Source organism: Solibacillus sp. FSL K6-1126 (assembly GCF_038003445.1).
Lineage (GTDB): Bacteria > Bacillota > Bacilli > Bacillales_A > Planococcaceae > Solibacillus > Solibacillus silvestris.
Genome location: NZ_JBBOPD010000001.1, coordinates 1,836,344 through 1,857,365 on the forward strand (window position 1 = coordinate 1,836,344; position 21,022 = coordinate 1,857,365).

Annotated in this window: 17 protein-coding genes; 16 read left to right on the forward strand and 1 reads right to left on the reverse strand. The window is 41.2% G+C overall.

Going from position 1 to position 21,022, the window contains the following annotated elements:
* The first annotated feature begins 22 nt into the window (after nt 1-22).
* The 10 genes from MHH44_RS08940 (at nt 23) to MHH44_RS08985 (ending at nt 11,824) form a co-directional block, all read left to right on the forward strand.
* On the forward strand, nt 23-1,360 hold the full coding sequence (locus tag MHH44_RS08940) for an ABC transporter substrate-binding protein (RefSeq protein WP_065216154.1): 1,338 nt from the start codon (nt 23-25) through the stop codon (nt 1,358-1,360).
* An 85-nt stretch (nt 1,361-1,445) separates the two neighbouring features.
* The gene (locus MHH44_RS08945; RefSeq protein WP_340798353.1) at nt 1,446-2,552 is read left to right on the forward strand and encodes a glycoside hydrolase family 88/105 protein; all 1,107 of its coding nucleotides are present in this window, start codon (nt 1,446-1,448) and stop codon (nt 2,550-2,552) included.
* A 225-nt stretch (nt 2,553-2,777) separates the two neighbouring features.
* On the forward strand, nt 2,778-4,547 hold the full coding sequence (locus tag MHH44_RS08950) for a sensor histidine kinase (protein ID WP_340798354.1): 1,770 nt from the start codon (nt 2,778-2,780) through the stop codon (nt 4,545-4,547).
* Between the two features lie 2 nt (nt 4,548-4,549).
* Nucleotides 4,550-6,094, forward strand: coding sequence for a response regulator (locus MHH44_RS08955; protein WP_339264408.1), 1,545 nt, complete (start codon nt 4,550-4,552; stop codon nt 6,092-6,094).
* A 230-nt stretch (nt 6,095-6,324) separates the two neighbouring features.
* The gene (gene kduI / locus MHH44_RS08960) at nt 6,325-7,155 is read left to right on the forward strand and encodes a 5-dehydro-4-deoxy-D-glucuronate isomerase (protein WP_008407839.1); all 831 of its coding nucleotides are present in this window, start codon (nt 6,325-6,327) and stop codon (nt 7,153-7,155) included.
* A 19-nt stretch (nt 7,156-7,174) separates the two neighbouring features.
* The gene (kduD, locus tag MHH44_RS08965) at nt 7,175-7,957 is read left to right on the forward strand and encodes a 2-dehydro-3-deoxy-D-gluconate 5-dehydrogenase KduD (RefSeq protein ID WP_008407838.1); all 783 of its coding nucleotides are present in this window, start codon (nt 7,175-7,177) and stop codon (nt 7,955-7,957) included.
* 75 nt (nt 7,958-8,032) lie between these two features.
* Nucleotides 8,033-8,887 carry a sugar phosphate isomerase/epimerase family protein gene (locus MHH44_RS08970; RefSeq protein WP_008407836.1) on the forward strand — a complete coding sequence of 285 codons (855 nt, stop codon included), beginning with the start codon at nt 8,033-8,035 and terminating at the stop codon, nt 8,885-8,887.
* A gap of 151 nt (nt 8,888-9,038) precedes the next feature.
* A complete protein-coding gene (locus MHH44_RS08975) occupies nt 9,039-10,136 on the forward strand; it encodes an ABC transporter ATP-binding protein (RefSeq protein ID WP_340798355.1) in 1,098 nt (365 codons plus the stop codon).
* A 99-nt stretch (nt 10,137-10,235) separates the two neighbouring features.
* Nucleotides 10,236-11,201 (forward strand): sugar kinase, encoded by a 966-nt coding sequence (locus tag MHH44_RS08980; protein WP_445683037.1) that lies wholly within the window; start codon nt 10,236-10,238, stop codon nt 11,199-11,201.
* 8 nt (nt 11,202-11,209) lie between these two features.
* Nucleotides 11,210-11,824, forward strand: a complete 615-nt coding sequence (locus tag MHH44_RS08985; protein ID WP_340798358.1) for a bifunctional 2-keto-4-hydroxyglutarate aldolase/2-keto-3-deoxy-6-phosphogluconate aldolase — start codon at nt 11,210-11,212, stop codon at nt 11,822-11,824.
* Nucleotides 11,825-12,206: 382 nt separating this feature from the next.
* Here MHH44_RS08985 and hmpA read toward each other — a convergent pair whose 3' ends face one another.
* The gene (gene hmpA, locus MHH44_RS08990) at nt 12,207-13,367 is read right to left on the reverse strand and encodes an NO-inducible flavohemoprotein (protein WP_340798359.1); all 1,161 of its coding nucleotides are present in this window, start codon (nt 13,365-13,367) and stop codon (nt 12,207-12,209) included.
* Nucleotides 13,368-13,611: 244 nt separating this feature from the next.
* On the opposite strand from hmpA, the gene MHH44_RS08995 reads away from it, so the two are divergent.
* The 6 genes from MHH44_RS08995 to MHH44_RS09020 all read left to right on the forward strand — a co-directional run bounded on the left by MHH44_RS08995 (nt 13,612) and on the right by MHH44_RS09020 (nt 20,948).
* Nucleotides 13,612-14,061: an RrF2 family transcriptional regulator gene (locus MHH44_RS08995; protein WP_179946239.1), complete on the forward strand. Its 450-nt coding sequence runs from the start codon at nt 13,612-13,614 to the stop codon at nt 14,059-14,061.
* 51 nt (nt 14,062-14,112) lie between these two features.
* A complete protein-coding gene (locus MHH44_RS09000) occupies nt 14,113-14,859 on the forward strand; it encodes an SDR family NAD(P)-dependent oxidoreductase (RefSeq protein WP_340798360.1) in 747 nt (248 codons plus the stop codon).
* 247 nt (nt 14,860-15,106) lie between these two features.
* Nucleotides 15,107-16,321, forward strand: a complete 1,215-nt coding sequence (locus MHH44_RS09005) for an argininosuccinate synthase (RefSeq protein ID WP_340735035.1) — start codon at nt 15,107-15,109, stop codon at nt 16,319-16,321.
* Nucleotides 16,322-16,408: 87 nt separating this feature from the next.
* Nucleotides 16,409-17,782, forward strand: coding sequence for an argininosuccinate lyase (gene argH / locus MHH44_RS09010; RefSeq protein WP_340798361.1), 1,374 nt, complete (start codon nt 16,409-16,411; stop codon nt 17,780-17,782).
* A gap of 122 nt (nt 17,783-17,904) precedes the next feature.
* Nucleotides 17,905-19,518, forward strand: coding sequence for an MFS transporter (locus MHH44_RS09015; RefSeq protein WP_340798362.1), 1,614 nt, complete (start codon nt 17,905-17,907; stop codon nt 19,516-19,518).
* A 278-nt stretch (nt 19,519-19,796) separates the two neighbouring features.
* Nucleotides 19,797-20,948, forward strand: coding sequence for a toxic anion resistance protein (locus MHH44_RS09020; protein WP_340798363.1), 1,152 nt, complete (start codon nt 19,797-19,799; stop codon nt 20,946-20,948).
* Nucleotides 20,949-21,022: the final 74 nt, after the last annotated feature.

Here is a 21,022-nt window from a genome sequence, read left to right on the forward strand (position 1 = left end):
AATTTATAAGGGGTGAAGGTTGATGTTCAAAAGCAAGTTCAGAAAATCGATAGCAGTAGGTACGATCGCAACAGCGTTATTATTGGCCGCTTGCGGGGATGATGAGTCGGCAGGTAAAAAAGAGGTATCAGCAGAAAACGGAAAGCCGGTAAAAATTACGTTCTGGGATGAAAATGCCGGACCGCAGCGAACACCGATTTGGGAGGAATTAATTTCCCGATTTGAAAAGGAAAACCCGATGATTGATGTGGAGTATGTCGGATTACCGAAAGACTCGGCAAAATCAAAAATGGATGCGGCCATTGCAGCGGACGATACGCCGGATTTGGCATCTGTCCAAACGAGCTGGTTACCTGAATTCTCGATTCGTGAAGCATTACTGCCATTAGATGATTATTTTGCTGATTCAGAGCTGAACGGTATGATCAATGAAGGGGCACTGAATTTCAATAAGGACATCGTAGCGGATAAAAAGCTATACGGAATTCCTTATACACAAAACCTGGATATCCTTTGGGTACGCAAAGACTGGTTTGAAGAAAAAGGAGTAAAGATTCCTGAGACTTGGGATGAATTTTATGCGGCTGCAGAAGCAATGACGGATAAAGCGAATAATCGCTACGGCTATACAATCCGCGGCGGAGCAGGCGGATCATTCCAAATTCAGCGTATGATGTATGCGTACAACGGGTTTGAAAATTATTTGATGGAAGACGGCAAAGCAACGATCAATGATTCGAAAAACGTCGAGTTTATCGAAAAGTATTTATCGTTATATGAAGACTACACACCGAAAAGCGATATTACAAACGGCTATAAAGAAATGATCGCCGGCTTTGATACAGGTGTAGTGGCAATGGTACAGCATAACATCGGTTCATTCGGTGAGCACAAGGAAGCATTGGAAGAAGGACAGTTCCAGGCGATTCCACTGCCTAAATCGGAAGACGGCAATTACGTGGCGGAAGGCGGAAATACGATCGGTATTTCAATTTTCAACGGGACAGATAATCCCGATGAAGCATGGAAATTTGCAGAATTCCTGAACTCGGCAGCTAGTCAAAGTTTCTGGAATGAGCAAGTCGGTCAGATTCCGACGAACAGTGACGTGTTAAAAGAAGACTGGATTCAAAATTCGCCTCATATTCAAACTGCATTTGAAGTGTATGATGATCCGAACACAGTTCTTTATAAGCCGCCATTCTATTTACCTGAATACCGTTCAATCCTGGATGGTACGGTCGATGCGGGAATCCAATCGGTAATGAGTGGTAAAGCGTCAGCACAGGAATTTTTAGATGAGTGGGCGGGTGCGATGGAAGCTGCGCAAGCTAAATACTCAGAGCACTTCGGCAAATAATACAAAAAAAGGGTGCGGTGCTTTAGCCACACCCTTTGTTTTTTGAAATTTACAAACGACGCTAAAGCTAAAGGAGAGGGCACAAATGAGAACGACATCCGAAAATATTACGGTTAATACACCGCTTGCACTGGCGGAAAAAGCATGTAAGGCAATTATGGATACGTATACACCAGATCAGCTGCCACCGGCGAATTCCTTCCACTATCATCAGGGGGTATTTTTATACGGTATGCTTCGTGTATGGGAAGCGACAGGTGACCAGCAGTATTTTGACTATATGAAAGGCTATATCGACAGCCTGATCGACGAAGAAGGTAACTTATACTTTGCACGGGATGAGCTTGATTCTGTTCAGGCAGGCATTTTACTGTTCCCTTTGTATGAACAGACAAAAGACCGTCGTTATTTAGTTGCTGCGAAAAAACTTCGTCATTTGCTGTATTCGATTAATCAGACAACAGAGGGTGGCTTTTGGCATAAAGATAAATATCCTTATCAAATGTGGCTGGACGGTTTGTTCATGGCGGCATCGTTTATGCTCATGTACAATGAGCATTTTGTCGAGGAAGAGCTAGTGCTGAATGTCGTTCGCCAGGAAAAACTGATGCGCGCACATATGAAGGATAAGAATACAGGCTTACTGTTCCATGCGTGGGATGAGAAAAAGGCGCAACCATGGGCGGACAAAGAAACAGGGTGCTCCCCGGAATTTTGGGGACGTTCTGTCGGCTGGTATGGTACTGCACTTGTCGATATTTTGGAATTGATCAACGGTTCAAGAGGGCAGGAAGAGATGGAACAATCGCTAAAAGATTTAGTGCCTGCTATTACGAAGTTTCAGGACGAAGAAACGGGCTTATGGTATCAAATTGTTGATAAAGGAGACCTTGATGATAACTGGCTGGAATCTTCCTGCTCGTCCCTGTTTATTTACTTCATCGCAAAAGCGATTAAACTTGGCTTGGTTGATGATTCCTATCAACAAGTAGTAAATAAAGCGTATGACGGACTGATCGAGCATATGGTCGATGTGCAGGAGGATGTAGCCAATCTAAAAGGTATCTGCATTGGCACATCCGCAGGGGTGTACGATTATTATGTGGACCGCCCAACTTCCGAAAATGATTTGCATGGCATGGGCGCATTCATCCTAGCAAGCATGGCGTTGCACGACATTAAGGCAAAATAATAATAGAAACGGAAAGGTACCCGGTTTATAGGGTACTTTTTTCTTGACTTCAAAAAATAAATGTAAAGTAATAACATGTTTATGTTAGAATAATTAGAAAATATAGAAAATAATTGTAGAAACTGCGTTACTCTTCTTGTATGCGTTTTATGTATGAAATATCATCTCCTTAAAAGAGAATGGAATGTTTGGTAGGTGGGGCATCTGGAACGACTGAGGACATTTTTGTATAAATATATTTTTCACTCTTTTAAAACAACGATGAATATGTTGTTTTTGCCGATTGTAATTTTATGTATTTTAGTGACGGGTGGTGTATCGACTTACATCGCAACGGCACAAATTGAAGAAAATACGTATCAAAGTATGAACGATACGATTTATCAAACGAAAAATTATTTAGACCACACCCTTTCGGATCTGTTTTCGCAGCTTGTGTCCATTTCCTATGATTCACGGCTGGTCAGTTTACTGATGAAGGAGCAGGAGCAGATTGTACCGGAAGATTACATTCCGATTGATAAAAACCTGCAGATCATTTACGGGCGGTACAGTACCATTTTGGAGTCGGCTACGATTGATCTGAACGTAGGGGAATTTTTGATTTATCAAAGTGAATTTACGAAAAAACCGGTCATTGATTATGATGATTTTTTCGTGAATTACAAACCAAACAGTGAAAATTTCAAATGGAAAAATGTGCATGAAGACGCAGCATTTCATACCGGGAATTCGGTGATGTCGATGTACAAGCTTTTGGAACTGAATGAGCTGGAGAAAAAAGGCATAGTGCTCCTTAATATTCGCGAAGAATTTTTCGGAAAGGTGCTGAGTCGATCACTCATCGGGGAGAATGGTTATTTGGCGCTTATTTCCGAAGACGGGATCTATCAGTCGAAGGAACTTGAGTCGAAATATACGCTTGATGACAAGACTTTTCAGAAATTGCATCAATTATCAAATCCAAAAGACCAAATTACATATACAAATGAAGACAATGAAGAAATGATTGTCATATACGATACGCTAGAGTCGAACGGATGGAAAATCGCAGCGATTGTGCCTGAAGATGATCTGTTGAACAAAGTGGAGTATATAAAAATATTCGCATTGTTTTTAATTATCATCATGATCGGTCTCGTTGTCTTTGTGACGAATATTTTCATTTCCTATATGTCGAAACCGTTTCAGAAATTGGCGAAACAGATGGATCTCGTCAATGAAAACCATCTTTATTTGGAAGAAAAAATATCAGGACCGAAAGAGATGCGTGTGTTGAACCGTGGTTTTATCGAATTGATCGACCGGATAAATGTGTTGATGGACCAGGTGATTTTGGAGCAAGAAGAAAAACGCCAACTGGAATTTGCTATTATGCATGCACAAATTAATCCGCATTTCCTCTATAATACGCTTTACTCGATTAAGGGGCTCTGTGACATGGGCATGACAAAAGAAGCGAGCCAGATGGTCACGGCATTATCGAACTTTTTCCGTATCGGGATTAGTAAAGGGAAGGAAATCATCTCGGTTAAAGAAGAAATTGAGCATATCGAAAATTATTTGATTATCCAGGAGATGCGTTACGGGGATGATTTTACGTATGAAATTGAAGTAGAGGAAAGCATTTTGGATAATGAGATTGTCAAACTTTCGTTGCAGCCGTTAATTGAAAATGCGATCTATCATGGCGTAAAGCAAAAGCGCGGCCAAGGAAAGATTGTGATTAAAGGATACCGGGACGCAGATCGTATTTACATGGATGTAATAGATAACGGCTCAGGAATTTCCGAGGAAAGGCTTGAAGCGATTCATGCGGAGCTGCAGCTGACTTACCAAGATCAGAAGCAATATATCGGAATTGGCATAAAGTCTGTCAATGACCGAATTAAAATGCAGTACGGGGAAGCTTACGGACTCACAATCCGAAGTGTATATGGAGAAGGGACATCAATGATTATTACTATTCCGGTGACAACAGGGGGGCTTGACTAAGGATGTATAAAATAATCGTAGTAGAGGATGATCGCATTATTCGTCGAGGCATTTGCCAGACGATTCCATGGGGAGAGAATGGAATAGAAGTGGTAGGAGAAGCAAGTGACGGGGAAATGGCACTTGAACTGATTGCACAGCATCAGCCGCATCTCGTCATTTCAGATATTAATATGCCTTTTTTAAATGGGCTCGATATGGCGCGTCAATTAAAGGAAATCAGTCCGCAGACAAAATTTATATTTTTGACGGGTTATGAGGATTTTAGTTACGCACAGCAGGCGGTACAGTTAAAAGCATTCGATTACTTATTGAAACCGGTCGATTCGGAACTGCTGCTTGAAAAGGTGAAGGAAGCACTCGCGGAATGGTCCGAAACGTTTTCGAATGAACAATTGCTGGTAGAGTCGCGTGCAATACGCCAGCAGAAATTTTTCAAACAGCTCATGACGGTTGGTGAAACGGAGACCGATATTGAAAAAGGGCTTGCTGAATTGGATGTTCACTTGGACGGGACATTTTATTCTGCCATTATTGTGCATGACGGATGTGAAGGAAAGCTGCAATCGTCGCTTGATAAAGAAATTGTTCTGAATACATCAACGCAGATTGATCAAGACAAATTTCATCTATTATCTGTCACGGACAATGAATGGGTGCTGCTGATCGGTCATGATGAAACGGTGGAAGCTGTTGGCCTGGCAACCTTTTTGCTTGAGCAGCTGCCGGATGTGACATTGGCGTATGGGCGTCCGTATACGAATTTGTTTGAAATTGGCCGTTCGTTTGTCGAGGCTAAAATGGCGTTGGATTTGCGCTATATTCTGGGGACTGGCAAACTGTTTTCAATCGATGAAAAAGTGACAAGCGGCGAGCAATCAGCGGAAAGTTTAAAAGCGATTGATACGAAACTGATTGCACAGATTAAGCAAGGGGTTCCGGAAAAAGTGGAGGAATTGCTTGAAGAATTTCATGACGCAATCATCGACTATCAATCGCTGTCTCTAGCAGATCTGAAAGTGATGACGTTGAAATATGCGACGCTGTTATCATTTGAAATCGACCGCTGGAGTAAAGACGAAGCATCGACCTATTCCGCTCATGTATATCAGGCTGTTATGGAAATGAATTCACTGCACGACATGATGCAAATTATCCGGGAGCTTATTCAACAGTGGTCGGAAATTCTTTATCAAAAAGAGGAAAGTAAGTTTAAAAGCCATGTTGATTTGGCGATCTACTATATGAATGAATATTATTCGGACAGCAACTTAACATTGCAGAAACTGGCTAAAATGATTCATGTAAGTGCACCGTATTTAAGCAATCTGTTTAAACTCGAAAAAGGGTTTAATTTTGGCGATTATTTATTGGAATTGCGCATGAAAAAAGCGATGGAACTGCTGCGAGAAGAAAGTTTGAAAACTTATGAAATTAGCGAGCAGGTAGGGTACAGTAATCCGCAATATTTCAGCATTTGTTTTAAAAAATACACGGGCCATACGCCGGCCGAATTTAAAAAGAAACTGAATCCGAATGTCAGCTAGCGGTTAAAGATGCCGCTAGCTTTTTTTATAGCCCGGGCTGAAGCCGAGCTTATGTGTACAAATATTTAAGAAAAGCGTTTGATATTTTAAGGACATCCTTACGTAACATTGTAAACACTTACATCGTTTTTTATAATCGGGTTGTAACAATATTCAGAAAACAATAGCGAAACTTAGGGATCACAGACCTGAATGATTAAAACTGTTTATTAACCGGAGGAGGTAGTCAAATGGAAACACGTTATGCCAATCATCCTGAAGAAATTAAACGCTATAATACGGACGAATTGCGTCAGCATTTTTTAGTGGAAACACTTTTTGAACTTGGAAAGGTACATTTAACATATACACATGTCGACCGTATGATTTTTGGCGGGGTGACACCAGCTGATACGGAACTGACGATTGAACTGGATAAAGAATTGGGCGTGAGTTACTTTTTAGAACGCCGTGAACTGGGCATCATCAATATCGGTGGTGATGGGGTTGTCGTATTGGATGGTATTGAATATGACATGCAGCGCCGAGACGGTTTATATGTTAGCCGTGGTACGAAACAAGTGCTGTTCCGATCAAACGATGCGGCAAATCCGGCGAAATTCTACATCAATTCCACACCGGCGCACCATACATATCCGACGGTGAAAATTGACATTAACAACATCAAACCGTTAGAAGCAGGTGCACCAGGTACATTGAATGAACGGAAAATCTATCAATATATTCATCCGAATGTTTGCGAGAGCTGCCAGTTGCAGATGGGCTTGACGATGCTATCACCGGGCAGTGTATGGAATACAATGCCTGCTCATACGCATGAACGCCGTATGGAAGTGTATTTATACTTTGATATGGAAGCGGATACACGCGTTTTCCACTTTATGGGCCAACCGGACGAAACACGTCATCTTATTTTGAAAAATGAACAGGCGGTAATTTCCCCAAGCTGGTCGATTCATACAGGCACAGCGACAAGTAACTATACATTCATTTGGGGAATGTGCGGCGAAAACATTACGTATGACGACATGGACCATGTAAAAATGGAAGATTTACGATAAGCGAATGGAGGAACAATAGATGACACAGGATGTAGCCGGTTTTTCATTGGATTACTTTAGCTTAAAAGGGAAAATTGCGATTGTAACAGGCGGCAATAAAGGGTTAGGTCAGGCATATGCGGTCGCATTGGCAAAAGCGGGAGCAGATATTTTTGTCATCGCACGCAGCGCAGACTGGAGTGAGACAGAACGTCTTATCAACGAAACAGGCCAAAAAGCAACATTTTTTCAAGCTGATTTAAGCGATCGTACGGTCATCAAACCAGCTGTAGAAGCTTGCCTGCAAGAGTATGGCACAGTGGATATTTTAGTGAATAATGCCGGTACGATCCGTCGTTCGCCATTATTGGATTACGAGGAAAAAGACTGGGATGCGGTTATGGAAATTAACTTAAACTCCCTCTATCTGTTAAGCCAGGAAGTCGCGAAAGTAATGGTAGAAAAAAAGAGCGGGAAAATTATTAATATCGCCTCAATGCTTTCATATCAGGGCGGCAAATTTGTTCCGCCATATACAGCGAGCAAACATGCCGTTGCCGGTTTGACAAAGGCATTCGCCAATGAACTGGCAGAGCATAATGTGCAGATTAACGCGATCGCTCCAGGCTATGTGGCGACAGATAATACGGCACCAATTCGCCAGGATGAAAAGCGCAGTGCGGAAATTTTATCCCGTATTCCTGCAGGACGTTGGGCTACGACTGCAGACTTGATGGGATCGGTCGTTTACTTGGCAAGCCGTGCTTCGGATTATACGAACGGTCATATTTTAGCTGTTGATGGCGGCTGGCTGGCAAGATAACGACTAAAATTAATACGAAATCATAAGCCGTATCACGCCATGCTGATACGGCTTTTACTAAAGGATGTGGGGACAATGAAAGTAAATTTAGGTATTCGTGCACATGATGTGGAAGCAAAAAACTTACACGAGCTTGCTGCAAACGTAGTGCAAAGAGGATTTTCTGCAGTCCAGCTTGCACTTGCAAAATCCATTACGGAATTTTCAACAAGTACAGGTTCATTATCACCAGGGTATGGTCATTATGTAAAATCGATTTTTCAGCAGCATGATGTTCGGATCGCTGTTTTAGGCTGTTACATTAATATGATTCATCCGGATTTACCTGAAAGACAGAGGCAGCTCGATCGTTTTAAAGAGCATATCCGTTTCGCACGTGATTTCGGCTGCACTATTGTCGGAACAGAAACGGGCAGTGTTATTCCATCACTCGGTTACAGCGAAGATAATTTTACTGAGGAAGCTTATATAGAAGTGGTGAAAAGTGTGCGTGAGCTCGTAGAAGAGGCCGAAAAGTTTGGTATCATCGTCGGGGTTGAAGGCGGAATCAATCACCCGATTCATACACCGAAACGGATGAAGCGATTACTGGAAGATGTACCGTCTCCGAACCTGCAAGTCATTTATGACCCAGCGAATTTTATGAGCTTGGATAATGTCCATGAACAGCATTCTGTCATGGAGGAAGCGTTCCAATTATTCGGTGAACGGATAGTTATTGTTCACGCAAAAGATTTCATCGTAGACAATGGAGAAATTACGATGGTACCAGTTGGGACTGGACAGCTGGATTATAAATATTTGTTGCAACGACTGAAGAAGGAGAAGCCGTTCATCAACATTCTTTTGGAAAATACACGCGACCCCCATCTTACCGACAGCATTCGTTATATACAAGGACGGTATGAACAAGCTAAAAGAGTGCAGTAAAGAACGAAATAGCACATCATACACCATATATTATAAGATTTTATACAATTATCTAAAAATTTTAAATTATTTCTGAAAGCGTTTTCTATTACTATTAAATTAAGAAGCACATTAGCAATGTTCACGTGGAATCGATTGAGGGGGTAAGGAAATGGCAGAATTAAAATTAAATAATATTTATAAAATTTATGATAATAAAGTAACCGCTGTTGATAATTTTAACTTGCATATCGAGGATAAGGAATTCATCGTTTTTGTAGGTCCTTCTGGTTGCGGTAAATCGACAACTTTACGGATGATGGCAGGCTTGGAGGAGATTTCAAAAGGGGATTTCTATATTGATGATAAGCGTGTCAATGATATCGCACCAAAAGACCGTGATATCGCCATGGTATTCCAAAACTATGCGCTTTACCCGCATATGACGGTTTATGATAACATTGCGTTTGGTTTAAAATTACGGAAGCTGCCGAAGTCGGAAATCGATGAGCGAGTGCGCAATGCTGCGAAAATTTTAGGTATTGAAAATTATTTGAATCGTAAACCGAAAGCTTTATCGGGTGGGCAAAGACAGCGTGTTGCATTGGGCCGTGCCATTGTGCGGGATGCGAAGCTGTTCTTGATGGACGAACCGCTGTCAAATCTCGATGCAAAGCTGCGTGTACAAATGCGTGCAGAAATTATTAAGCTGCACCGTCGTATCGGTACAACAACTATTTACGTAACACATGACCAGACAGAAGCGATGACGATGGCGAGCCGTATTGTCGTAATGAAGGACGGGATTATTCATCAGGTAGGGGCACCGAAATATATTTATGATAATCCGGAAAATGTATTTGTTGGCGGCTTTATCGGTTCACCTTCCATGAACTTTTTAGATGGTCGGGTAGAAGATGGCTATTACCAGCTGGGTGACAGAAAAATAATCATTCCGGAAGATAAAATGACGATGCTTCGTCAGCAAGGATATGTCGGGAAGGAAGTTATTTTAGGGATCCGGCCTGAAAGCTTTTTCGTAGGGGAAGAGACGGCGGAGCTTGATCCTTCTGTTGTGTCTCAAAACGAAATAGAAGTTGCGGAGTTAACCGGCTCTGAAATTATGCTGTATTTCAAAATCGGAGACCAGGAAGTTGTCGCATTGACAGATGCCCAACAAACAATTGAAGCAGGACAAAAAGTTAATTTTGCAGTTAATACGAATAAAATGCACTTCTTTGATAAAGAAACAGAAATACGTATTCGTTAATAACGGAAGCAATAGAGAAGCTTCTAATTTAATAGAAGAAATGAGGCTGTCCAAAAGTCATTTACTTTTAGGACGGCCTTTCTTTCAACAATTACTTGTATGAAAGCAGGGGGAAAGCGCGTGGAACGAAACTATATTTTCACTTTAGGGGATGCACTGATCACATTTAATCCGGTGGCTACAGGTCCGTTACGTTATGTTGATTCATTTGAACGCAAGTTAGGCGGGGCAGAACTGAATTTTGCCATTGGCTGTGCCAGATTAGGGCTTCCCGTCAAATGGATGAGCCGATTAGGAGGGGATGAATTTTCGAAATATATTTATAATACAGTGCGCGGTGAAGGCATCAATATGGATTATGTGGAGCATGTGTCCGGCTATCCGACATCACTGAATTTTAAAGAAATATTGGAAAACGGCTCGGGTAAGACATTTTACTACCGCTATCAGTCGCCGATTTTGACGATGACCGAAGAGGATATTGATGAATCAATGTTCGATGACATTGCGTATGTTCATCTGACGGGCGTGTTTTTGGCCATTGCGCCGCAAAATCTGCAAATTGCACTGGCTATTTTACGCATCGCAAAAGCAAAAGGCATTCCGGTTTCTTTTGACCCGAATATCCGTTTGAAGCTTTGGACATTGGAGCAAGCAAGGGCTGCATATTTTGAGATTTTCCCGTATGTCGATATTTTATTGACCGGGCTGGACGAAATTGAAATGATTATCGGTCCTACGCCATTTGAACAGTTTGCCGCACAGTATAACATTACCGAACTGGTCATTAAGGACGGCGCGAATGGTTCGAAAGCTTATGTAGATGGACAATGGCATAATGCCGAACCATTTCACGTCAAACCTGTCGATACGGTTGGTGCCGGAGACGGGTATGATGCGGCCTATATTTTCGGTCTAATGAACGGTTATGACGTGGCCGAGCGTCTGCGCTTTGCGAATGCTGTTGGTGCGATGGTAACAACGGTAAAGGGAGACAATGAAGGCTTGCCGGAATATACGGATGTGGAAGTATTTTTAGGACAGAAAACGTTAGTCGAAAGGTAAGGGGTCCGATGAAAAAATATGAAGTGATACACCAACTGAAAGAGCATAAAATTGTAGCGGTCATTCGCGGAAACTCGGTGAACGAAGCGACAGAGATAATTCAAGGCGCTGTACAGGGAGGAATTCGCCTTATAGAACTTACATATACAACACCGTTTGTTCAGGACGTATTTCAGGAGATCCGCTCTTTAGATGCGGTCATAGGCGCTGGAACTGTTCTGGATTCGGAAACGGCACGACATGCAATTTTATGCGGAGCGAAATTTATTGTCAGCCCAAGCTTTAATGCGGACATCGCAAAATTATGCAACCGCTACGGCGTGCCCTATTTACCGGGGTGTATGACTTTAAATGAAATAATAACGGCATTGGAAGCAGGCTGTGATATCGTAAAACTGTTCCCGGCGAACCATTTCTCACCCGACTTTATTCGAACGGTGAATGGACCGTTGCCTCATGTGGAAATAATGCCGACAGGCGGGATAAACGCCAACAATATGCAGGAGTGGCTCGAGGCAGGTGCTGTTGCTGTAGGCATTGGCAGTGATTTAACGAAGGCCTATGCAAAAGGTGGATTAATTGCTGTTGTAGCTGCGAGTCAGGAGTATTGTGGGAAGCAATGATTTGGAGCTTCAACTAACTTATTAGAAAACCGGGGCACAAGATCATTAAAACTTTGTAATTGCATATTAGAAATTGTGGTCTGCAGCTTATATTAGAACTTTCCCCGATATATTAGAACATCCGACTCACATATTAGAAGTTCTCGGTAGCTTATTAGAAGACTTCGACCACTTATTTGAATATTGACGACTTATATTAAAAGATCGGTGTTTTATTAGAACTTTTTCGGGTTTATTAGAACATCGCACCAATTTATTAGTAACACAGAAACATAGTAAGTAAATAGTAGTGAAAGGGGAGGAAAACAAAAAACCAGTCCCCGGTGTGGCTACCGGAAACTGGCTGTTTCTTCTTCATACTATATAAAAGCTTTACTATAAATTAAGCTGTCTTCTTAATCTGCAACGCCATCGCTGCACCGAAAAATTCATAATGAATCTTCTCAGCTGGTACACCGAGCTCAACTAAGTATTGGATCACCGTTTCCATGAATACTGTTGGACCGCATACATACACTTCCGTACCAGGAACTAAAAATTCCTCGATTTGCGCTTTTGTAATATAGCCGTCTATATCTGAATAAACCGCTTTATATTTACCGTCTGTCGCTGCAACGTTTTCTTCGATTGTTTCTTTAAATGCCGCTACATTTTCGTTGCGAGCACATTGAATAAATGATGCTTGGCGACCTTCCATTGTTTTCAGCATTCCTTGTAATGGCGTTACACCAACACCACCGCTGATAAATAGAACAGGGCTTTCATTTTCCACTAATGTGAACACACCTGCAGGAGCACTTACATCCACTTTAGTGCCGATTTCTGCGTTATGAAGGAAGTTGGAAACAATTCCGTTCGGTGTTACATCATCTTCACGTTTTACAGATATGCGGAAATAATCTTCCGAACCGTCTGTTAATGTATATTGGCGGTTCATTAAGTATTGTTCACCAGGTACTTGTGTACGTAATGTAATGAATTGACCAGCTTTAAAGGCAGGCAGTTTTTCACCGTTAACTGGTTTTAAGTAGAAAGATTTGACTGCTTCGCTTTCTTCCACAACTTCTGCAATTTTAAATTCTTTGAATGCGCGCCATCCTCCAGCATTTTCTGCTGCTTTGTATAAATCTTCTTCAACTGAAATGAATACATCTGCAATGACGCCGTATGCTTTACCCCAAGCGTCGATAATTTCATCTGTTGCCGCATCTCCAAGAACTTCTTTAATCGCTTCTAATAAATATTTGCCGACAATCGGATAATGCTCCGGTAAAATACCTAAACTTACGTGTTTATGGGCAATTTGAACAACAGCCGGTACGATTGCCTCCAAGTGATCGATGTGAACTGCTGCTGCATAAACCGTGTTTGCTAAAGCTGTTTGCTGACGATCTTTCTTTTGGTTTGTATGATTGAAAATGTTCAGTAATTCCGGGTTTTCTCTGAATAGGTTTGAATAGAAAGTTTTAGTAATCGCTAATCCGTGTACCTCCAATACAGGTACTGTTGATTTGATTGTATCAATTGTTTGTTGTGCTAACATACATTGCACGTCCCCTCAAAATTGGTTAGTTTATTTCTTGCACCATCAATATACTGCTAAAAAAAATTTAAAGCAATATCAAAAATACATCTTTAACAGATCTGTCACAAACATATATAGAAAATACATCTTTAACAAATTGGACACAAAATATTATAATGAATTCATCGACAAACATAAGCCGTTCTATTCGAACATTTTATTTAAAATGTTATACTTAAGTTGAAGAAAGATGGTGAACAGCGTGCGGTTAACAGTATATACAGATTATTCTTTACGTACGCTCATGTATTTAGGTGTACGGGGCAGAGAAAATTTAGTTACGATTCAGGAAATTGCAGATGCGTATCAGATTTCCAAAAACCATTTAATGAAAGTTACGCATGATTTAGGAAAACTTGGCTATATTGAAACGATTCGCGGACGTGGTGGCGGTATTCGTTTGGCAGTGGAACCTGAACAAATTAATATCGGTGAAGTCGTGCGCAAAACGGAAGATGACTTCCACCTAGTTGAATGTTTTAATCCGGAAGGGAACCTTTGCAAAATATCACCCGAGTGCAGGCTGAAATTTGCTTTACAGGAAGCATTAAAAGCATATTTGGCTGTGCTTGATACCTATACATTGGCGGATGTGCTCGTATCGAAAGACATTTTAAGTGAATTATTCGGCATTACCCAAACTAGTAAATAAATATTTACTAGTTTTTATATACATAAAAATAAGAAAATAAAGAGGGAAGCTATGAAAAAGACAGTTTTTATTACAGGTGCGACAAGCGGTATTGGACGCATCATAACAGAAATGTTAGTAAAAAAAGGACACACCGTTTATGCAACTGGAAGAAATGACAGTGCCATCAACTATTTAAATGGGATCGGAGCGGTTGCCTACAAAGCGGATTTAACAATTCCATCTCAGATAGATGAAGTCGTATCGCAATTACCACCAATCGATATCGCGATTTTAAATGCCGGATTAGGCTACTTTGAAAGTGCGGTTGATTTAGCGGACCGGGAAATCGATCAAATGTTAGATGTGAATGTACGTGCGCCGATTTACTTGGCAAAACGTCTCGCACCTTCAATGATTGCAAAGAAGAACGGCCACTTTATCTTCGTTGGTTCACAGGCGGGCAAGGTCGCAACGAAAAAAGCAAGTGTATATGCAGCGAGTAAACATGCAATTACCGGCTTTGTGAATGGCCTGCGTCTGGAGTTGGCAGAATACAATATACATGTTACGGGGATTTATCCGGGACCGATCGATACACCATTTATTCAGAAAGCCGATGCAACGAACGCTTATAAGGAAGCAATCGGAAAATTTCTGCTACCGCCTGAAAAAGTAGCGAAAGAAGTTGTCGATTCAATCGAGAAGCGTCCTCGAGAAGTGAATCTACCTCGTATTATGAGTGTAACGAGTAAATTATACGCGGTAGCGCCAGCACTTGTAGAATTTGTTGGCAAAGGTTTCTTTAATAAGAAGTAAGTGTGAGAGTATTCGATTTTTCAGTCATAAAAATTGAATTGCTCTCTTTTGTAATCTGCTGCAATTAATAGCATATTTATGCATGAACGAGAGCTTGTGAAAACTTCACGAATGAAAGTTTTTAGATTGTATCAAAAAGTGAAAAAATTTATATAAATGCAGTTGCGTTTATTTTTATAACGTGTTACTATTCGTGTATAAACTATTAATTCAATGTATAAACATACATCATTTGGGGGCAATTAACATGGCGAACAAGAAAGTCGTATTAGCATATTCAGGTGGTCTTGATACATCAGTAGCAATTCCGTGGTTAAAAGAACAAGGTTGGGACGTAATCGCAGTATGTCTTGATGTTGGTGAAGGTAAAGACTTGGAATTTATCCGTAATAAAGCACTTCAAGTAGGTGCTGTTGAATCATATATGATCGATGCAAAAGATGAGTTTGCAGAAGACTTTGCATTAATTTCACTACAAGGTCACACTTGGTATGAGCAAAAATATCCATTAGTTTCTGCATTATCTCGTCCATTAATTTCTAAAAAATTAGTAGAAATCGCAAATGAAACAAATGCCGATGCAGTAGCACACGGTTGTACTGGTAAAGGGAATGACCAAGTACGTTTTGAAGTATCAATTAAAGCATTAAATCCGGATCTTGAAGTATTAGCACCTGTACGTGAGTGGGGCTGGAGCCGTGACGAAGAAATCGAATACGCAGCAAAACATGGTGTTCCAATTCCGGCAACACTCGATTCACCATTCTCGATTGACCAAAACCTATGGGGCCGTGCAAACGAAGCGGGTGTCATGGAAGATCCTTGGGTTGCACCACCAGAAGAAGCTTACGGTTTAACAGTTTCATTGGAACAAGCACCGGATACACCGGAATATGTGGAAATCGAATTCGTTGAAGGAAAGCCTGTTTCAATTAACGGAATTCAAATGAAACTAGCAGACTTAATTCAAGAATTGAATAAAATTGCGGGCGAACACGGTATTGGCCGTATCGACCACGTTGAAAACCGTCTAGTTGGTATTAAATCTCGTGAAGTATACGAAATTCCAGGTGCGAAAGTGTTATTAACAGCGCATAAAGAATTAGAAGATATTACATTAGTAAAAGAATTGGCGCATTTCAAACCAATCATTGAACAAAAACTATCTGAAATCATCTATAACGGTCTTTGGTTCAACCCAATTCGTACAGCTCTTGAAGCATTCTTAAAAGAAACGCAAAAGTATGTAAACGGAACAGTTCGTGTAAAACTTTACAAAGGTCATGCGATTGTTGAAGGACGTAAATCTCCAAATTCTCTATACTCTGAAGAATTGGCGACATATTCAAAACATGACCAATTCAACCACGCTTCTGCTGTAGGCTTTATCGAATTATGGGGTATGCCAACAGTTGTAGCATCAGAAGTAGCAAAAAGCACAAAACAAACAGTAAATAAATAATTAGATATACGGTTAATGAAGTGAGCGATTCGGAACCCGAGTCGCTTCTTCTATTATGAGGAACATAAGTTGAGGAGTGAAACTACTATGGCAAAATTATGGGGCGGTCGTTTCCAAAAGTCTGCAGAAAGCTGGGTTGACGAGTTCGGGGCATCGATTGGCTTTGATCAGCAGTTAGTATTGGAAGATATTGAAGGATCTGTAGCGCATGTCACAATGCTTGGAGCACAAAATATTTTACCAAAAGAAGATGTCGAGAAAATTCTGGATGGTCTGGCACAATTAAAAGTAAAAGCCGAAGCAGGTGAACTGGAGTTTTCAGTTTCAAATGAAGACATCCATTTAAATCTTGAGAAGATGCTGATTGATTTGATCGGTCCTGTTGGCGGGAAGCTGCATACTGGACGCTCACGTAATGACCAAGTAGCAACAGATATGCACTTATTTTTAAAGAAACGTGTACCTGAAGTGATCGGATTAATCGAGCATTTCCAAAAAACGATTATCGAGCAGGCGGAGCAGAATGTGGACACGATTGCTCCTGGCTACACGCATTTACAGCGTGCGCAGCCGATTAGTTTTGCCCACCATTTAATGGTGTACTTCTGGCAGCTGCAACGTGATAAAGAGCGTTTTACAGAATCAATGAAACGTATTGATATTTTACCTTTAGGTGCCGGAGCGATGGCAGGTACAACATTCCCGATCGACCGTCTAAAATCGGCTGAACTGCTTGGATTTGCTGAAGTATATGCCAATTCAATGGATGCGGTAAGTGATCGTGACTTTATCGTCGAATTTTTATCGAATTCAGCACTATTAATGACACACTTATCACGTTTTGCGGAAGAAATCATTATTTGGTCGACAGATGAATTTAAATTTATCGAGCTGGATGATGCGTTCTCAACGGGTTCATCCATTATGCCACAAAAGAAAAACCCGGATATGGCAGAGCTGATCCGCGGGAAAACAGGCCGTGCATACGGGAACTTAATGGGGCTGTTAACAGTTTTAAAAGGTACGCCATTAACATATAACAAAGATATGCAGGAAGACAAAGAGGGCATGTTCGATACGATGGAAACCGTATTAGGCTCACTGAAAATCTTCGAAGGTATGGTTCGTACGATGACGGTCAACAAAGCGCGTCTACACAGTGCTGTACATTCAGACTTTTCAAATGCGACAGAGCTTGCGGATTATTTGGCGACAAAAGGAATGCCGTTCCGTGAAGCACATGAAGTAACAGGGAAGCTTGTATTTACATGCATCCAGCAAGGAATTTACCTACTGGATCTGCCATTGGAAGAAATGCAGAAAGAATCTACGTTAATTGAAGAAGATATTTATGCAGTACTTGCACCGGAAGCTGCTGTCAGCCGACGTAATTCATTGGGCGGTACAGGTTTTGAGCAAGTAGCACTTCAAATTCAAAATGCGAAACAGCTATTAGTTTAACAATGGATGTCCTGTAAAAATTTTTACAGGACATTTTTGTTCCTTTTTTTGGTACTTTTTCTTAGTCAATTTCAAAATTAGCAGTATAATAATAGGTAACTTAAAAAGAAAGGTGTCTTTTTATGACGAATGCGAAGACTTCACAAACATGGGTGCTTACTTTATTTGCACTGGGCGTATTTATGGCGGCACTTGACAATGGGATCATCAGTGCAGCTCTCACTACGATCAACAGCTCATTCAATGTTGAAGCAAACTGGGGAGCTTGGGGTGTCACGTTGTATACTCTTGGCTTGGCAATCAGTGTCCCGATTGTCGGGAAACTCTCGGACCGTTATGGACGCAAAAAACTGTTTATTGTTGAAATTGCGTTGTTTGGTCTTGGATCTCTGCTCGTTGCACTTAGCCCGAACTTTACGTTTTATTTAATTTCCCGCTTTATCCAGGCACTGGGCGGCGGCGGTATTTTTATTATAGGTACTTCATATGTCGTGAGTACACTGCCAGCAGAAAAGCAAGGGAAAGCACTAGGATTGCTTGGCGGGATGAACGGGGTTGCCGCAGTGTTAGGTCCGAATATCGGAAGTGTCATTTTGGATCTCACAGGCAGCTGGCATTGGCTGTTTTTAATCAATGTGCCGATCGCAATTTTTCTTGTGATTATGGGTTTTCTCAAACTGGAAGAAACGAAAGACGCAGCACCTGGCAAGCTCGATATGACCGGTACAGTACTGCTTTCCATTGCAATTTTAGGAATTATGTACGGACTGACTAATATTGAGGGCATCAACTTTTTCAGCTCGTTAATCGAACCAACCGTATATCCTTATTTACTAGCTGGAATTATTGTTCTTGTTATCCTTTATTTCTATGAAACTCGTCTTGAGCGTCGTGGAGGAGACCCGATTTTACCGGTAGCGTTAATGCGTCAGCCTACTTATTTACTGACATTGCTGCTAGGTCTTCTATCTGGTGCAATGCTTGCTGCGATGATTTTCATTCCGGCCTTTTCAGAACAAGTATTGGGTATTAAATCCGAACATGCGGGTTACTGGATGACACCACTTGCACTAGCTGCAGGTATTGGGGCAGCGGTTGGCGGTATTCTAGTCGATAAACGTGGCCCGGTATTAGCTGTTCTGTTTTCCGGTCTCGTTGCTGCAATTGGCTTTTTCCTGTTCCCGACATGGATTGATGCAAAATGGCAGTTTGTAATTGCTTCCGTAATTGGCGGTGTCGGCATGGGCGTTCTTCTAGGAGCACCACTGAACATTTTGGCAACCGAAAAACTCGAAGCAAATAAAGGGACGGCATTAGCGTCACTCTCATTAATTCGAACAATCGGGATGACGATTGCGCCGACAATTTATGCAGGATTTATCGCGCGCGGATTCAGCGAAATCCCATCACTGTTTAAAAACGATTTCCAAGGAATTTTACAGCAAAATGTACAACAGGCAAATTTATCGGAACAGGCAACTGCAGAACTTGCTCAAGTGGGCAGTCAGTTTGCTGCGGGCGATCAGTTTTCCGAGGAACAAATGATGACGGTCGTTCAAAATATCCAGGATCCGACGTTAAAAGAAGTCATTTTGAATTCTGTTAATGAAGTAACGGTCATGGCAGCGCAAAACGGCTATGGCGGACTATTTTACTCGGCAGTCATAATTGCCATTTGTATTTTTGCATTAGGACTGATTTTAAAACCGATTCGAAAAAAATCATTGGAAATATAAAAAAGTGTTTTAGGTTGAACGATTTGGGGTAATTTATCTTTAGACTCATGCAAAGCTTGTGTGGGTGTGAAGTCTCTCCCCCAATAGTAGACTTACAAAAAGTGTCCTTTTGCGCATAAAAGGGCATTTTTTGTTGTCTAAAAGCTGTGCGTTTATTTTCCGGTAGGCTCAAATTAGAATAATCACAATGTTTTGCGTTATAATTAGCAGCAACAGCATGAAACTTTTCATGAAAATTTACGTAAATACTAGTAATACATAGAATGGGGGAATCGTACATGGCTGAAAATCCATTATTTGAAGATTTAAATAAACGTGCTGAGCAAGAGCCGGCGCCAACAACTGATATGATCGAACAACCACAAAAAAAACTCGTTTCGCAACAGGAGCTTTCTCAAATCCGCCAGCGTCAGGAACAGTTAAAACAACAGCCGCAAGTTCAACAGCTTGCAGAAAAAATTGACGTGAAAAATCAAATTGCCGTTCTCGAATTCGGTAAAGAAACGGCTCAGGGTATTTCAACATTTTCAGACCGTATGCTCGCAACGATTAAACAGAGCAACCTGGAAAAGTCGACAACCTTACTCAACAATCTAAATAAAATTATGGACCGTTTTGATCCTCAGGATTTCCAGGAAGAGCAGAAAAAAGGCTTCCTGAAAAAACTGTTTTCAAAAAGCAAAGAGCAGTTGGAGCGCATTTTATCCAAATACGATACGATGAATAAAGAAGTCGATGTCGTTTATAACGAAATTCAGAAGTACGAAGTGGAAATGAAACGAAATACCGTGCAGCTTGAACAAATGTATGATGAGAACCTCAACTACTTCCATACTTTAAGCGAGCACATTGCGGCAATCGATATTAAAGTAAACGATTTGCGTCAGCAATTGCCAGCATTATCGGCAAAAGCGGATTCCGGTGACCATGAAGCGATCATGGAGCTTGAAACGGTTACACGCGGAATCGAGTTACTGGAGCAACGAGGCTACGATCTTGAAATGGCTCAGCAAGTATCATTCCAGTCGGCACCGCAAATTCGTTTAATGCAGCAAGGCAACAACCATTTAATCGGGAAAATCAACTCCGCATTCGTGACGACAATTCCAATTTTCAAACAAGGTCTGATTCATGCCGTAACAATGCAGCGACAAAAGCTTGTTTCCGATTCGATGGCTGAACTGGACCGTCGAACAAATGAAATGCTTGTACGAAACGCGGAAAATGTGCGACAAAATTCGGTGAACATTGCGCGTCAGGCAGGCAGTCCGAGCATCAAAGTCGAAACGATCGAAACAACGTGGAAAACGATAATTTCCGGCATTGAAGAAACAAAACAAATTCAGGCAGAAACAGTGCGCAATCGTGAAGAAGGACGTAAGCGTATTGAACAATTGCAGCTTGAGTATGAGAAATTAAAAAGTATGTAATAAAAGTAATGCAGGCATCGAGTATCTTTTGCTCGATGCCTTTTATCATTTTTTGGAACACTGACTTGTTTTTT